Genomic DNA, 14,874 nt, shown 5'->3' on the forward strand with positions numbered 1-14,874 from the left:
TAAAACCTTCTTTTAAGATTTAATTTAAATTTCTTTACGTTAATATAGGTAAATTGTTATATTAGTTTGAAAAACATTATAGTTATTCCAGCGAAAGCGGGAATATAATAAAACCATATAAAAAACTTGTTTTTATATGTTTATTTTACCAACAATGTAATTATTAATACTAATATTTAAGGCTATTTTTTTGATTCCCGTTTTCCTGAGAATGATATAAAGTCCTCCTACACTAATGCATTTAAATATAATTAATGTACTCTAACTATAGTGGATAATATTAGTCAGAGCAAGTAAATCTATTATTTAAAAAATAAATTTTGTATATCGTTGGAAACAGAGATTATAATAAGAAAAACTATTATTGCCGCTCCTAATTGTAACAAAATATTTTTAGTTTTAGGATTTGGTAATCTACCGGTAATTGCTTCATAGAGTATAAATATCAAATGTCCACCGTCAAGAACCGGTATGGGTAGTAAGTTAAGTAACCCTAAATTAACGGAAAGCATTGCAATAAATAATAGATACATTTGGGGTCCTTGAGCTATAGATTTCCCTGACTCTCTAGCAATAGCTACCGGTCCTCCTATCTCATCTAATGAACGTTTTCCTACAATCATTTGTGATATTGCTTTTAGAGTTAAAGCGGACATATCTATAGTAGTATTAATAGCTTCCCAAAATCCTATTAAAATTCCTATTTTAGTATGAATAGGTGCATTTTTAGCTATAATACCGATTCGGAGAGTTTTCTTAACATTCTTTGCTTCAGGATGCGTTATAATTATTTCTTGGGGCATTATATTAACAGTAAATTCTTCGTTGTTTCTTTCTATAGTTAAAGTAGAAGAACTAAAACCGTTAATTAATATTTCTTTCTGTACGTCCCCGAAATCTTTAACAGGTTTATTGTTAACCTTAATAATTTTATCTCCTTCTCTTAAGTCTGCTGTCTCTGCCGGTGATGAAGCTACTACATCACCTATTATAGGAGGAATCTCTGTTTTGCCAAAGTAACAATAAAGACCTGCAAATATTATTATGGCAAGTAAATAATTAATAAGTGGGCCTGCTGCAACTATTAAAAAACGTTCTAAACAAGATTTGGTATAAAAAGCTACTTTTTCATTCACTTCTTTAGCGTTAGCTATAAGAGTACGATCATAGCCGTAAATCTTGACGTAGCCACCGAGCGGTACAAGGCCAATCTTCCACCTAACTCCTTTTTTATCGCTAATACCTATTAGTTCTTTACCGAAGCCTATCGAGAACTCCTCAACTTTTACATTAACATATCTAGCAACCGCATAATGTCCAAACTCATGGATAAATACCAAGAAACTAATTGTTATAATAAATCCGACTATAGATAACATAAAATTTTTATAAGTTTACTAATAAATTATTTTAAGGTATAAATTGCAATGTTATAGGTATCATTCCGTCATTGCGAGTGAATATTGTTGCGTGGATCGTAAGATGTGTTCAAGTGTCACCACCACGTGGCTTACGGTATCTAGAGCAAAATAAAAAAAAAGACTGGATCCTGTGATCGAGTCGCGGGATGACAAACAATGAGAAACTCAAGCCACGTAACAATACTCCCTCGCAATGATGTAAATTTAAAAATTCTTTTCTCTATGGGTTCAAATAAAATTAATAAAAAGTCGATTGCACGTATTGCAGCAGTGCAGGCTATGTATCAACATATATTACAAGATAATCAAGATATGGAATATATATTGCAGAACGTACTTTCTTTTTATCAAAATAATAATTCTATAACAGATTTGTCGGAGAATTTAAAAATATCATTAAGTATAAGTCATTTTAAAATGCTGGTAAAGTCAGTATTTGAAAATTTTAATAAACTAGATGAAATGATCGACAATCATTTAACAAATGATAAAGATCCTGCACATATGCCGATCTTACTCCGAGCTTTATTTCGTGTTAGTATATGTGAGCTATTATTTTGCCATACTACGCCTGCTAAAGTAGTAATCAACGAATATACGGACATAGCAAATGATATGTTAAATGAACATGAGATCGGTTTTGTTAATTCTGTATTAGATAAAATAGCAAAAGAAAATAAAAAAATCTTATGACAAATAATTTAAGCGGTTATAGAAATAAATTTGTTAGAGTTAAAACTTCTAGAAAACGTACCGTCTCCTCTAATAACTGGCTTAGACGCCAATTAAATGATCCGTATGTTGCAAAGGCACGTACCCAAGGCTTTAGATCAAGAGCTGCGTATAAACTGCTTGAAATTCATGAAAAATTTAAACTTTTTACTCCTAATATGAAAATTGTTGATTTAGGAGCAGCTCCTGGTGGATGGAGCCAAATAGCTTCCAAGCTTATTAAAGCTTCGGATAATAGCCTCAATAATAAAATAATCTCTATCGATTTATTGGAAATCAGACCTATTGTTGGAGTTGAGTTTTTTCAAAAAGACTTTTTTGAAGAAGATACGGAAAAATTAATTATTCAGGCTTTAGATGGTAAAGCTAATATAGTAATGAGTGATATGGCATCAAATACCATAGGTCATAAAGCTACCGATCATATCAGAACCTTACTTTTATGTGAGCAAGCTCTTGAATTTGCTTTAAAAGTTCTAAAACCTTCAGGTCATTTTATTGCTAAAATCTTTCGCGGCGGTGCAGAAAACAAGTTATTAAATAAAGTGAAGCATGAATTTAGGACCGTGAAACATTTTAAACCTTTATCCAGCCGTAGTGAATCTACTGAAATCTACTTAGTTGCTCTAAATAAGAAATAAAAATTACCCTCAATAGTTGAGGATAATTTAAGATATAATACTGAAATTATGATTTGGTTACAGAAGATGACTCATCTCCTAATGAGACTACTACCCAGTTGCCATCAAGTTGCTCTATAATAGTAGGATTATTAACTATATCTTCATTATCTGTTATTGTACTTAAAGTAGTAGAAATTATATTTATATTAGCTTCTACTATATTTGAAGCAGTATCAGCTGCACCTCTTATAAATCTAGCTATACCAAAAATAATGTTGTCTAACATACAATTTCTATACTATTATATAAGTCTATGTTACCTATTTGTTTAACTTCCATAGCACAACTTTGTTGTAAATCACTATATCCCCAATGATACATATTTACTCCAACCATGCTAGAACATTCATCTGCAACATAAGTATCTAATAAAAATAAATCTTTACCCTGACCTGAAATAGTTTTAAGTTGTTGAGTATATTCATTATTTTCTAATATTTGCTGTTCCCAATCGGCTATAGGTAAAATAATCTGATCTTCTAAATTAGCAAAATTTTTTAATTTATGATTATCAATCCCTTCCATTATTTTATTAATGCCTAGATATTTTGAAGCTGTTTGAACAACAGAACCAACCATATTATATAAATATGATCCCCACCCGTCTGTTGTTGATGATTCTGACGTCTCGATATTATTTACTTTCGGTAGAACTAAGTTTATTTTACCGGAATGATAATTGGTAGTATTAATAATATTAGGTTTTGCATTATATACCTCAGAATGTTTAGCTAACTCTTCTAGAGGGGTTGTTACTTTTCCGGTAAATAAATCCTGATCTATAGCGTATTTAATTACTTCTTGTGAACCTGGGCTGTCAAAAGTTACAGATTGATTAAAATTTAAATTACGAGAATGTAATTCTACTCCGGTTAAATCCGCAACTATTGCTCCAAGTGAATGACCGCTAGTATCAAAAATATATTCTGCAGCTTTCTCAATACCGCCTATTTTGTCAATTACTTCATCAATAAATTTCTTAACTGTTACTAATTTATTAGGATTATAATGGAAAGTAATACGTGCATCATCCCATATGTCATGCATATCTGCTTTTGTACCGGCACTAGCAATATGAATAGTTTTAGTTTCCTTATTTATAAATGCAACAGCTTTATAACCATATTGAGCTGTATTTGCGTTATTACAAGAAGCAGCGAGTATTTCCCAACCACTGCCTACTAAGTGACTACCATCTGTCACTAATGCTTCTGCAAGATATCGCTGTGCATCATCCGTCTTATATGCAAGATTTACTCCTAAATGAGCAAATTCCTTATAGTTTATAGTGTTTATAGGAATTTCTTCTACAGTTAAAGATTCAAATTCTTTCATTTTATCCCTCAAATTAATTCTTTCATTTGTATTCCCAATATTTGGTTTATCTAAATTACCACAAAATATGGAATTATGTCAAGCATTAATATTACTTAAGTTATTATTAAATTAAAGTTTACATTTGTTTACCTTTATAATACAGTACATTTACGTTATATTTAAAAACCATGAAATATGCTAATTTAAATTTAATAATAATGAAAGAGGAGATAATGTTTCATATATTACAAATTTATTTGGTAGCGATGCCCCAAAAACTTATTCATCTATTATAAAGACTAAAGCAACATATCTTGAATATATTATATAGCTAAATAGCTAAAAAAGTAGCAACAGATATAGCAGCAATATTATCAGCTTTAGGTTTAAAAATAGTTATTAGTTATGCAGAATATGTCATTGATTTTTCAGTAGAAAAAATTTTTGGAAATACTATAGGTAGAATAATCTCTCCTAAAATTAAAGCAGCTATTAAATATATAACGGCATATGTTGATGCGGCAACAAAAAACCTAGAAGAAGATATTAAAACTTTTAATGATTATTTAAATAATGCTGCTAACATTGAGCTAGATTTTGCTAATGAAGAAGAAGGAAGTATAGTTTTAGTGGGAGTTGATGCTAATTGTTAAGGTTCAAGTTATTAAATCTGATCAAAACTTATCCTTTTTCATCTAATAATATCCTGTGCTCTTTTTTCAAAAGCTACAATTATTTTTTCAGTTGCTTTTGTAAAATAAGTGCTGATTAATTTATCCAGTATTACGGACTGCATTTTTAAATCAATAAAGAATTTTAATTTAGTTCCTGCAGTGCGTGGAACAAATTGCCAGGTACTTGTTAAATATTCAAAAGGTCCTGCAATAGCTACCGTATCAATCAAATATATTCCATTATCTGTTATTGCATTTGTAACTCGTGAATTATATTTTTCTGAAAAACCTTTTAACTGGATCACTAACTCAGCAATGATCTCATATGGATCTTCTGAAAGAATTCTAGAAGCAACACACCAAGGTAAGAATTTAGGATAAGACTTTATATCCCATACCAAATCAAATAATTCTTGCGGTTTATAAGGTAAAACTTTAATTTGCTCAAATGAGGGCATAGTAGGTATTGTATAGTAAGTTTAATCTAAAAAAATCCTTAAAATATAAATAATTTAAACTTACTACACAAGACCTAAAAATCGGTGACTTTAACTTTATGTTGCCAATCGTAGTATTTGCAGATATAAAATTTTTCATAAACCTACTTCTTAACATGGGAAAATAAAAACTATTAATCCAGCAAGGAGATTATCTTCACTCTTAAACACAACAAGATGCAATGTTATGACATACAATATTTTCTTAGAAAAGACAGATAATAATACACTCAACAAACGGATATTTCAGAACAACAAAAAAAGAGTGTTTTAAGGATATAATCAGCGATATTATTGATATATCGTATTGCCAATAACAAAATAGTGTTATTGCATAGCTCATTTTATTTTATTGCCGCACAGGCTGGATCCCAGTATAACATCACAAAACTTGTTTTTTATATATTATTTTATTAATATTATTTTTCACGTTGGATATAACATAAAACGCGCTATGTAAACGCTATAGCAAATATAAAAGCAATTCGATATTCACGTTATCTTAATAAGTCATTTATGCTTACTCTAGCTCTAGTAGTTTTATCAACTTGTTTTATAATGACTACGCAGTAAAGCCCAGGCTTACCCGCTTCCTTAGCAGGTAATACCCCAGGTACTACAACAGAATAAGCTGGAACTCTGCCATAAATAATTTCCCCTGTATCTCTATATACTATTTTTGTAGAGCTACCGATAAACGCCCCCATACTAATTACTGCTCCCTCCTCTACTATTACACCTTCTGCTATTTCCGATCTTGCACCGATAAAACAATTATCTTCAATGATAACAGGTTTTGCTTGCAATGGCTCAAGTACTCCACCTATTCCCGTGCCACCTGAAATATGGCAATTCTTGCCGATTTGGGCGCATGAGCCGATAGTAGCCCATGTATCAATCATTGTTCTCTCATCTATATAAGCACCTAAATTAATGAAAGAAGGCATAATAACAACATTTTTAGCTATATAAGTACCGGTTCTAACAAAAGCACCAGGTACTGTGCGTATAGATGCTTCTTTGAATATATTTTTATCAATATCTGCAGAAAATTTAGGAGCAACTTTGTCATACCAGCTATTATAATTGTTACTATAAAGTTGCGATTCCGTAGTGATAAAATATAGCAATATAGCTTTCTTTACCCATTCATTAACTTGCCAACCATTTTCTTTCTTTTCACAAACACGAATTGTACCTTGATTTAAGCTTTCTATAATGTAATTAAGAGTCTTTTGTAATGTTATAAGCTTTGCAGAATCTTGAAGCAGCATGTCCTTAATTTGCCAAGCTTCTTCAATTTCTTTAATAAGGTCGTACATATCTTTTAACTGTTTTATTGCCAAAAATAATAAATGAGATTATCATAAAAGTCAAACATAATAACAATTATAATTAACTATGTATATTACTTGCCCAAATTGCCAAACAAAATTTATTGTTACAAGCAATCAAATAGGTATTAACGGACGACGAGTAAAATGTTCCAAATGTAGCCATTTGTGGTATCAAAAATTAGACTATAATACTAGTAAATTAAATGACTGTAAAGATAAAGTAAACACGGAAACTATTACAAATCATTACAATGCTAATGTGCCGGTTATTTTACCGTGTATTCCTCCTAAGAAAAAATATAATATATTTCCAATATTATGGACTCACTTTATAATTTTTTGTTTAGTGATATTACTAGTAGATAGTTTTAAATTCTTAGGTAAATATGATCAATTAAAAATAGAGCAAATTAATTTAGGAAAATCTCTTCATATAGGCCGTATGAGGATATTTTATAAATTATCTAATGAGTCGGATTATCTAATTTCCGATCCTATAATTAAAGTTAGAGTAATGGATACTAATAATCAAGCTTTAGATGAATATATATCCATTACAAGGCTGCAAACAAAAATTCCTGCAAAACAAGCAATATACCTAGAAATGAATCTTGCAGGGATACCTATTACGGCAAAATATATTAATATTGCTATAGGTAATAGATTAGGACTTTTATTTAAGTGAGAAGCACTTTTTATTTTTTATGAATAGGCGTTGTGGTATGATTCCTTAATTCCGACGAAAAGGAGTCTTGTTGCATAGATTGATTTCCTATTGTGATCCTCCCACGGGTCTTGTACTGTGGTCCAGTTTAAAAAAATTATTAGTATTTTAAGTTGTTTATACTGTGGTCAAAGCCATGGTATGACACTGAAGGCGTTTTTTCGATCACACAACAAAACTGGAACGACATTAGCAATGTTTACTGTATCTAAAAGTAAAAATACCTATAAGTTAAAACTTATAGGTATTACTCTAAAGATATAATAATTTTTATTACCGTGTATTAGGAAACACCACAATTTGAGCTATTAGTATCGCTTGATACCATATTAACAATATCAGGAGCTTTAAATAATATAATAATTGCAGTAACTACCACTAAAGCTACTTCCCACTGCAATTTTCCTCTTAATGTTTGAATTCCCAGAACAATTATACCAACAACAGCTATACCTTTTGCAGTATTGCCTCTGAATACTTTAATTAACTTACACAATGTATCACCTACAGGATCGCTACTACTACCTAAACTGTCAAAAGCTACTATAATAATAGCCACGCTTAGAATAGTAAATAATATGCGTAACGATAGCTTATAATTGATTAATTCTTCGTTTAATTCACGAATATGAAAGTTCATATATTGTACCTCAATAAAATAAATTAAAAAGATAATGTATAGTTTATTTATATATAAATCAACTCCTAAATATATGCAATTTTATTAATATGCAAAAATATTTTAAAAACACTTATTTTAAGTAACATTATAATCACATATAGTATAATTTAACTGCCAAATATATAAACAAACGTAAATAAAAATAACCAAACCAGGTCAATAAAATGCCAATACCATGCAGCAAATTTAAATCCTAAATGTCCATTACCTTCTGTAGTAAAATCTCCTCTTTTTGCTCTAAAATAACAAACTATTAGAAATATAGTACCTATAATTACATGAGCACCATGAAAACCCGTGGCTAAATAAAAATTAGAAGCATATATGCCATCTGTAAATTTAAACGCTGCATGATAATATTCATATGCTTGCATAGTTGTAAAAAATATTCCAAGCAATATAGTAAGAGCTAGTGCAGTTACACAATCTTTTTGATTTTTTTCCTCTAAGGCGTAGTGAGCCCAAGTAACGGTAGTGCCTGATAAGAGTAGTATTAAAGTATTGATAAAAGGAATATCAAACGGATCAAAAGTTTTAATTGTAGGCGGAGGCCAAACGCCTTGCTTTACAACCCATACACCATCTAAAAGACCTACAGGTGATAGACTTGATTTAAAAAAAGAAGCAAAAAATACACCAAAAAATACTATTTCCGTTAAGATAAATAACGCCATACCTATTTGTAAACCTTTTCTAACCGGTATTGTATGTTGGTGTTCTACTATTCCTTCTTTTACTACGTCTCGCCACCAAGAATATAAACAGTAAACTACTGAAATAACTCCTGCAGATAAAATATATACATTAAATTTGTAGCCATGCATAAACGAGACACTGCCTATAACCAAAAGAAGTAAAGCAAAAGATGTTAGGACAGGCCAAGGGCTTGGGTCTACTACATGGAATAAGTGTGATTTTGTAATAGGATGTGAATTATTTAAAATTATTTTTTGACTCATATTTTTATTTTATATTTCCTAATTATCACCAATAACAAACTACAAAAGTAATGAGCGATTTGCATGAATTAAATATAAATTATTACTGATGTAAAAGCAAATGCTAGAAGCAGATTATATAGAAAATATACCTCATAACTATTACAATATTTATTATTAATCACAACTAAAATCTCTTAACTCTATATATTATTCAACTAATATATAGACCACTAATAATGTTTAAGCTCCATTGTTGCAAGAACAATTTGTCAAAACTTAATATTAAGTTATGCCAAGGGCCTATGTATTGTAAGTGAGTAAAATCATGAAATATAATGAAGGTTGTTGTCTTACAGCAACGGAGCTTATAAGCCCTAGCATCTTTATTTATTAATTGCTAGATTAGGTTTCGACATATTGAATCAAGGAATTGCAAGTAGTATTAGCTAATGTTTGAAGATTTATTAATTATAAAAAATACAAAGGTAAAAATTTTTCCTTTCACCACTGTTTCTAATAATATTATTTAATATCTTAGAAAGAAAATATTTCTAGATTGTTCAACTCACTAAGTAATCACCAAAAAATATATCTTTGCTTATTAAACTACAAACTCTAAATTTTCTTGCTTAAAATTATAGAAATACGACAAATTATCTTCACTACTTTACTACTTATTTCTGCAAATATTGTCTTAGTGCTATCATGCATTATAGCAATATTTTTATGTTCAATTTCATCAAGTCGAAATTTAGTTATATTATCTAATAATTCTTGTTCGCAACCTAGGCCATGCCAATCATTTATTTGCTGTTCATAATGTTTTTCTATTACTTCTTCTACACTCTCGGTAATAAGCATTGCCGTTTTTATTCCCATCAAGGAAGATAAAGCACCAAGTAAAAATCCGTAATAATGCCACAAAAATAATAAAATCGTGGGTCTTACTTTTTTTTCTAATAATTTTTTTTCAAAAAAATTTAAATGTATCTCTTCGTGATCAAGCATTTCTTTAATCAAAATATAATCATTTTGAGATTTAATATATTTTAGCTGCCCTTGATAAATTCTTGTTGCACCATACTCTCCAGCATGATTAACTCTAATAATTTCATGAATTTGTTTATGAGGGTCAGAAAAATCAGGTCTTGGCATATAATATACTTCTAATAAATGAAAACACTTGTATACGAAGAGCAACTTCAAAAAGATCAATAAATCCACAAGACAAAGAGCAGAGTATATAATAACGTGAGTACCACAGTAACTATAATATTAGGATAACGTAACCAATTTTTGAAGTTCATCGAGTATAAATTTTTTGGAGTAAATCAAAGCTAGCAGGGTTTAGCTTATATTCTACCTCTGCTTGCTGCAGCAGTTTTAAAGTCTCTAAACATTCAGCTAGGCTAAGACTACTTGCTATTTTTGTAAAATCATTAATATACTGATAAAAAATTGGTGGTGATAATGATTTTATTGCAAGTTCCAAACACTCACCGTTTTTTACTTTCGATAACACTATATATAAATTTAAGTAATGCCTTATTAAGGCTCTGATCATTAAAACTTCATTGATATTTTGTTTTTTTAATATATCAAGCTCTTGCAGAAAATTACTATAATCTTTTTTTGAAAAATATATTGCTAAATCGCTACCGTTTGCCGTAATTTCGCTACTTATAACTTCTAGGACGTCGTTTAAAGTAATTTCTTTTCGATCATGAACAAAATATATCAATTTATTTATTTCGTTACAAACTAGATTATGATCACCTTTTAGGTGAGCTTTTAAATAAGCATTAGCTTCTTTACTTATAATTTTATTAGTTTTTCCTACTTTATCTAAAATAATTCTTTCAATTTTTACTTCATCATCATGATAACAAGCGGTTGCCGCTAAATATTCTTCCGTTTCAAAAAATTTTCTGAAGCTTGAACTAGAAGTCATTTCCTCACCTATAAATACAGGAAAATTTATATAATCACGGCTTAGAATTATTTTTAAATTCTGATCGATTGAATTCCCGACCGATCTAACTTTAATTAATTCTTTTTGACCAAAAAAATTAGGTGAATTAAGCAATATCTCTAAAGATGCAATATTAAGTTCTGTATATTCTATAGAAGTTTGTAGCATATTTAAGCTTTTTACTAAGTGCTTACAAATTTTTTCTATATAACCTTTATCAGGACCATATAGTAAAAGAGCTCTAATTTTTCCAGCTGTTATTAGTGCAAATAATCGCTTAATTTGTGAAAAATAAAATTTCATACGTTGAGGTTCTATGTATAAAAAGCAAAATAAGCTATTTTAGTTCTTTTTAGTTATAAATGACAAGATTTTTTTAAATAGGAATTAGCTATTCCACTAAAATCTTATTAATTTTCACTTAAAAATATTCTAAAATACAAATATTGTATTTTATTGTACATAGAACCTACTTCCGTATAAAATATAAAATTAATCTGCTACGAATTTCCTCTGCTGCTTGATATGCTAAATCTATTCCTGTTCCATGTCTTTCAACATTTGTTGCATATGGTGTAAAAATAGCATTATATGATGTGTTTTGATAAAACTGCTCTTCAATTAAAACCTTTTGGCTTTCTATATCAATCAATTTATATCTCACTAATTGATTAATATATTCCCTTAAAATATTGGACTTTTTGTCAATAGTAGCAGGCATAGTTGTTGCGATAAGCTCTACTTTAAGTAGGTATTTTGCTTTTGTTCTCTGAGGTAAAATACTAGTTAAGCGATGATAAAATTCAGCCCCTTCAATTGTTTTAATCGGCTCAACTTCAATAGCTTCTAAATCATCATTTCTATTGTATGCTTCTCTATATACGGGCTTTAAATTACAGCTACTTATTAGAAAGAATATTATTATAAATACAGAACGCATAATTTTTATTTTTTATTAATTTATAATATATTGGTTTATTTCAGTTTTGTGAAGATTTTGTTGTATAACTTGTATGTTATTCCCGCCTTCGCGGGAATAAACATATGAAATGTTTTTATGAAAGAAAATTATAATAATGAGTATCTATTAATATTTGTAATAAGTTGACACTTATGAATAAGACCTGTAATATACCGCCTCAAATAATTTTTAAGGTATTGATGAAATTATATATAACTTGTTCAAGTATTCAAAAATGTTCAAAAAGCAATAAAAACATCTACATAAACACAGACAAAGCTAAAACTGTAAAGATTACAAAAGAGGATCTAGAAAAATCTTTTAAGTTACATGAAGAAAAATTGATAATATTAGCACAAAAACTATCATCACAAGAACCAATTAATAATGATAATTATAATCCTCAAACAGAGTATTACCGATTGATAGGGGACGATGGAATTAGCCAGTATATTCCTACCACTGAGTTATAATTTTTAAAGCTTTTGTTCATATATTGCTATTATTGCTTTACTAGTATTATAACGCGATGGTGTAAAGACCTGAAGCATCTTTTATCATTACTAAAGTAGGTTTGTTGTTTAATAAAATTTCAATATTACTATAACCACGGCAATTGCCGAATGTAATAGCGATAAACGGTAGAATCTATAGCGTCCTAATTTGCGTCTAATATCTCTACTACTAAATCTTTTTTACCATGTTCAGCTACTTCGTGTATAAGAACATTGGGATTGCTTTCAAGAAACACCTGTAACGCACTTTTAAAAGTTTTAATAACACTTTTTGATAATTTTCCAACTCGTCTATATCACTCTTTACTGACGCGGATTTCATTTCTCTATCTAAATCGGGCGAATTTAAGTTTGGAGTTTTATATTTAAATCTGATGTAAAGTAGGTATTTGTTGTTTTCTCATTAATTCTCCTAAATTTATAAATTATTAATTATTTTAGGCGTAATTAGCTATGTTTCTTAGGTAGGTTTGGGTGCGATGTACTTCCTGCAAAAATAGGAATTCAGTAATCAACAAGCATAAACACTATTATTAGTTTAAATTACCTCAATTTTTTCTGGATTTCCACTTTTAACTAGGAATGAGACATCAAGAGTGTTTCTGATCCCTACAACACAAAGCTACGTAGGGATGAACATAGTATTATGAATAATACTGAGCTAATTTGCAATGCTCCTGACGCTGTGAAGGAACATTAAATTATTTATTTAGATATTTTTGATAATAAGATTTTTGTAGGAATAGTTATTCATTTTTCAAAAAAATATTATAATTTGTAGCCAACAAGAATTAAAATATATTAATTAAATTTTCATAGAACCTGAATATAAGATTATAAATTTAGAAACAACAACGCAAGCAACACACTAAGTTGAATTGAAAGAATTGTTAATTTATCACAATGAATTACTTACTGAAATTTTATATTTTCCATATCCCAGTCATGAGAAATAGTATTATATTTCAATATATAAGGCTTAATATCTATAGAATCTAAAGTTACATCCGCAATCATATTATTATGTGATGAGATAAGTTCATTATAACCAAAATTAGCATAATAAGGTTGATAATTTCTAAATCTAACCGTTATAAATTTCTCTTTAGTAATAGCAGGTAAGAATTTCACCAAATCATCAATATTACTTAAGTTCAGATCTTTTATTTCAAGCATTTGTAATCTATAAATATTTTTATAATCTTTAGTAAAAAACGTTGGTATAGAGCTAAAGCTACTACCAGATTGAACGGAAGCTATACTTAAAGCTTTAAGCGGAATACCTGATTTATTGCTAAAATAATCATCGGTTTCAAAAAATATGGCACCGCCAAAATTTACCATTTTAGTGATTTTATTACTATTTATATCATATAAATCTACTACTTGTTCTAGCTTTTTCCCGTCACGAAATATAGTAAGCTTAATAGCTATTCCTTTAAAATTATCCATTTCTTTATCAAATAACGCTAGATTACCTCCGAGTTCCTTATCATTTACTGCCCAAATAATATCACCGGCTTTTAAAAGCTTTTCAGCAGGTGAGCCTGCTAGAATTGTCTTAACGCTTATCACTCTATTTCTACTATCAGGAAATTTATTTATATATTTATCCATTTCTTCTTTAGGGAAATTATGATGTTTAACTGCTTTATTTAAAGAATATAATTCGCTTATTACTCCAATATGATGCCGCTTTGGTTCTTTATTATTCTTCAAACTTTCCAAAGTACGAGCTACATAATCACCATGCAACGCCAAAGAATGGGTTTTACCGCCGCCATATAATACTCCTATAGCCTCAATCTTATCATTTAACACCGGTGAACCACTTGCACCTCCTGTAGTATTTAAACTAATTACATAAGTACATTGCGGCATCATACCTGCAATATTATAAAGATCTGATAAGTACCCTGTATGGAAAGAAAAGCCTTGAGCTTCAGTATTCCCTACCACAAAAACTTTTTGATTTAATTTGGGCAGTTCGCTTGCAAAAGATATTTGTGTTACCGATGCTGGTATGTCTTTGCTCTCTACTTTTAGAATGGCATAATCTTGCCAAATATCGTAATAGATAAGTTTTGCTTCTGCCTGCTCGCCGTTATAAAAAGTAACAAAATAAGTTCCGATCGAAGCAACACCGACTACATGGGTATTAGTAATTATATAGCCATTTTGCTTATCGTTAATAAATCCCGTTCCGGTCCAACTGCTTGTATCTTCGTACGCTGACACGGCAATTCTAGTATCAATCGTTACAATTGCTTTCTTAGCTTTTTCAAATATAGTACTATTCATTTCTGCAGAGGCTAAAACTATCTTGTTTAAGAAAACTAAATTAATAATAAATAAAAGTTTTAGTACAATCGATAGTTTTGTCATTTTCACCTCTTGTAAAATCATTAAAGTCGCACT

General features: G+C 29.5%; 15 protein-coding genes. 4 read left to right on the forward strand and 11 right to left on the reverse strand.

The window, feature by feature from the left end; all coding sequences use genetic code 11:
* Window positions 1–302: 302 nt before the first annotated feature.
* Window positions 303–1,379, reverse strand: coding sequence for an RIP metalloprotease RseP (gene rseP, locus A1E_RS00775; protein WP_012148313.1), 1,077 nt, complete (start codon window positions 1,377–1,379; stop codon window positions 303–305).
* Between the two features lie 264 nt (window positions 1,380–1,643).
* Between rseP and nusB the strand changes: the two genes are divergently transcribed.
* Window positions 1,644–2,114: a transcription antitermination factor NusB gene (gene nusB / locus A1E_RS00780; protein WP_041405220.1), complete on the forward strand. Its 471-nt coding sequence runs from the start codon at window positions 1,644–1,646 to the stop codon at window positions 2,112–2,114.
* Window positions 2,111–2,794, forward strand: a complete 684-nt coding sequence (locus A1E_RS00785; RefSeq protein ID WP_012148315.1) for an RlmE family RNA methyltransferase — start codon at window positions 2,111–2,113, stop codon at window positions 2,792–2,794. The genes nusB and A1E_RS00785 overlap by 4 nt, the downstream gene beginning before the upstream one ends.
* Before the next feature lie 46 nt (window positions 2,795–2,840).
* On the opposite strand, the gene A1E_RS00790 is transcribed toward A1E_RS00785, so the two are convergent.
* The 4 genes from A1E_RS00790 to dapD all read right to left on the reverse strand — a co-directional run bounded on the left by A1E_RS00790 (window position 2,841) and on the right by dapD (window position 6,646).
* A complete protein-coding gene (locus tag A1E_RS00790; protein WP_012148316.1) occupies window positions 2,841–3,062 on the reverse strand; it encodes a hypothetical protein in 222 nt (73 codons plus the stop codon).
* Window positions 3,056–4,171 carry a hypothetical protein gene (locus tag A1E_RS00795; protein ID WP_012148317.1) on the reverse strand — a complete coding sequence of 372 codons (1,116 nt, stop codon included), beginning with the start codon at window positions 4,169–4,171 and terminating at the stop codon, window positions 3,056–3,058. Before A1E_RS00795 ends, A1E_RS00790 begins: the two co-directional genes overlap by 7 nt.
* A gap of 673 nt (window positions 4,172–4,844) precedes the next feature.
* Complete coding sequence (locus A1E_RS00800) at window positions 4,845–5,285, reverse strand: type II toxin-antitoxin system RatA family toxin (RefSeq protein WP_012148318.1); 441 nt, start codon at window positions 5,283–5,285, stop codon at window positions 4,845–4,847.
* A 536-nt stretch (window positions 5,286–5,821) separates the two neighbouring features.
* Window positions 5,822–6,646, reverse strand: coding sequence for a 2,3,4,5-tetrahydropyridine-2,6-dicarboxylate N-succinyltransferase (gene dapD / locus A1E_RS00805; RefSeq protein ID WP_012148319.1), 825 nt, complete (start codon window positions 6,644–6,646; stop codon window positions 5,822–5,824).
* A gap of 79 nt (window positions 6,647–6,725) precedes the next feature.
* Between dapD and A1E_RS00810 the strand changes: the two genes are divergently transcribed.
* Complete coding sequence (locus A1E_RS00810) at window positions 6,726–7,346, forward strand: MJ0042-type zinc finger domain-containing protein (RefSeq protein ID WP_012148320.1); 621 nt, start codon at window positions 6,726–6,728, stop codon at window positions 7,344–7,346.
* 322 nt (window positions 7,347–7,668) lie between these two features.
* On the opposite strand, the gene A1E_RS00815 is transcribed toward A1E_RS00810, so the two are convergent.
* The 5 genes from A1E_RS00815 to A1E_RS00835 form a co-directional block, all read right to left on the reverse strand.
* Window positions 7,669–8,025, reverse strand: a complete 357-nt coding sequence (locus tag A1E_RS00815) for a TrbC/VirB2 family type IV secretion system protein (RefSeq protein WP_012148321.1) — start codon at window positions 8,023–8,025, stop codon at window positions 7,669–7,671.
* A 149-nt stretch (window positions 8,026–8,174) separates the two neighbouring features.
* A complete protein-coding gene (locus A1E_RS00820; protein ID WP_012148322.1) occupies window positions 8,175–9,026 on the reverse strand; it encodes a cytochrome c oxidase subunit 3 in 852 nt (283 codons plus the stop codon).
* 597 nt (window positions 9,027–9,623) lie between these two features.
* The gene (locus A1E_RS00825) at window positions 9,624–10,163 is read right to left on the reverse strand and encodes a demethoxyubiquinone hydroxylase family protein (RefSeq protein WP_012148323.1); all 540 of its coding nucleotides are present in this window, start codon (window positions 10,161–10,163) and stop codon (window positions 9,624–9,626) included.
* Between the two features lie 148 nt (window positions 10,164–10,311).
* Window positions 10,312–11,283, reverse strand: coding sequence for a DNA polymerase III subunit delta (gene holA, locus A1E_RS00830; protein WP_012148324.1), 972 nt, complete (start codon window positions 11,281–11,283; stop codon window positions 10,312–10,314).
* A 166-nt stretch (window positions 11,284–11,449) separates the two neighbouring features.
* Window positions 11,450–11,920, reverse strand: a complete 471-nt coding sequence (locus A1E_RS00835) for a hypothetical protein (RefSeq protein WP_012148325.1) — start codon at window positions 11,918–11,920, stop codon at window positions 11,450–11,452.
* Between the two features lie 173 nt (window positions 11,921–12,093).
* Between A1E_RS00835 and A1E_RS00840 the strand changes: the two genes are divergently transcribed.
* The gene (locus tag A1E_RS00840) at window positions 12,094–12,414 is read left to right on the forward strand and encodes a hypothetical protein (RefSeq protein WP_041405221.1); all 321 of its coding nucleotides are present in this window, start codon (window positions 12,094–12,096) and stop codon (window positions 12,412–12,414) included.
* Window positions 12,415–13,368: 954 nt separating this feature from the next.
* On the opposite strand, the gene A1E_RS00845 is transcribed toward A1E_RS00840, so the two are convergent.
* Window positions 13,369–14,862, reverse strand: coding sequence for a S1C family serine protease (locus A1E_RS00845; RefSeq protein ID WP_012148328.1), 1,494 nt, complete (start codon window positions 14,860–14,862; stop codon window positions 13,369–13,371).
* Window positions 14,863–14,874: the final 12 nt, after the last annotated feature.

Source organism: Rickettsia canadensis str. McKiel (assembly GCF_000014345.1).
Lineage (GTDB): Bacteria > Pseudomonadota > Alphaproteobacteria > Rickettsiales > Rickettsiaceae > Rickettsia > Rickettsia canadensis.

Excerpts from the sequence above, each read along its gene's own strand:
- rseP (WP_012148313.1), bottom strand. The coding sequence starts at position 1,379 with ATGTTATCTATAGTCGGATTTATTATAACAATTAGTTTCTTGGTATTT.
- A1E_RS00795 (WP_012148317.1), bottom strand. The coding sequence starts at position 4,171 with ATGAAAGAATTTGAATCTTTAACTGTAGAAGAAATTCCTATAAACACT.
- A1E_RS00790 (WP_012148316.1), bottom strand. The coding sequence starts at position 3,062 with ATGTTAGACAACATTATTTTTGGTATAGCTAGATTTATAAGAGGTGCA.
- holA (WP_012148324.1), bottom strand. The coding sequence starts at position 11,283 with ATGAAATTTTATTTTTCACAAATTAAGCGATTATTTGCACTAATAACA.
- A1E_RS00785 (WP_012148315.1), top strand. The coding sequence starts at position 2,111 with ATGACAAATAATTTAAGCGGTTATAGAAATAAATTTGTTAGAGTTAAA.
- A1E_RS00835 (WP_012148325.1), bottom strand. The coding sequence starts at position 11,920 with ATGCGTTCTGTATTTATAATAATATTCTTTCTAATAAGTAGCTGTAAT.
- A1E_RS00815 (WP_012148321.1), bottom strand. The coding sequence starts at position 8,025 with ATGAACTTTCATATTCGTGAATTAAACGAAGAATTAATCAATTATAAG.
- A1E_RS00845 (WP_012148328.1), bottom strand. The coding sequence starts at position 14,862 with ATGATTTTACAAGAGGTGAAAATGACAAAACTATCGATTGTACTAAAA.
- nusB (WP_041405220.1), top strand. The coding sequence starts at position 1,644 with ATGGGTTCAAATAAAATTAATAAAAAGTCGATTGCACGTATTGCAGCA.
- A1E_RS00820 (WP_012148322.1), bottom strand. The coding sequence starts at position 9,026 with ATGAGTCAAAAAATAATTTTAAATAATTCACATCCTATTACAAAATCA.
- A1E_RS00800 (WP_012148318.1), bottom strand. The coding sequence starts at position 5,285 with ATGCCCTCATTTGAGCAAATTAAAGTTTTACCTTATAAACCGCAAGAA.
- A1E_RS00825 (WP_012148323.1), bottom strand. The coding sequence starts at position 10,163 with ATGCCAAGACCTGATTTTTCTGACCCTCATAAACAAATTCATGAAATT.
- A1E_RS00840 (WP_041405221.1), top strand. The coding sequence starts at position 12,094 with ATGAATAAGACCTGTAATATACCGCCTCAAATAATTTTTAAGGTATTG.
- dapD (WP_012148319.1), bottom strand. The coding sequence starts at position 6,646 with ATGTACGACCTTATTAAAGAAATTGAAGAAGCTTGGCAAATTAAGGAC.
- A1E_RS00810 (WP_012148320.1), top strand. The coding sequence starts at position 6,726 with ATGTATATTACTTGCCCAAATTGCCAAACAAAATTTATTGTTACAAGC.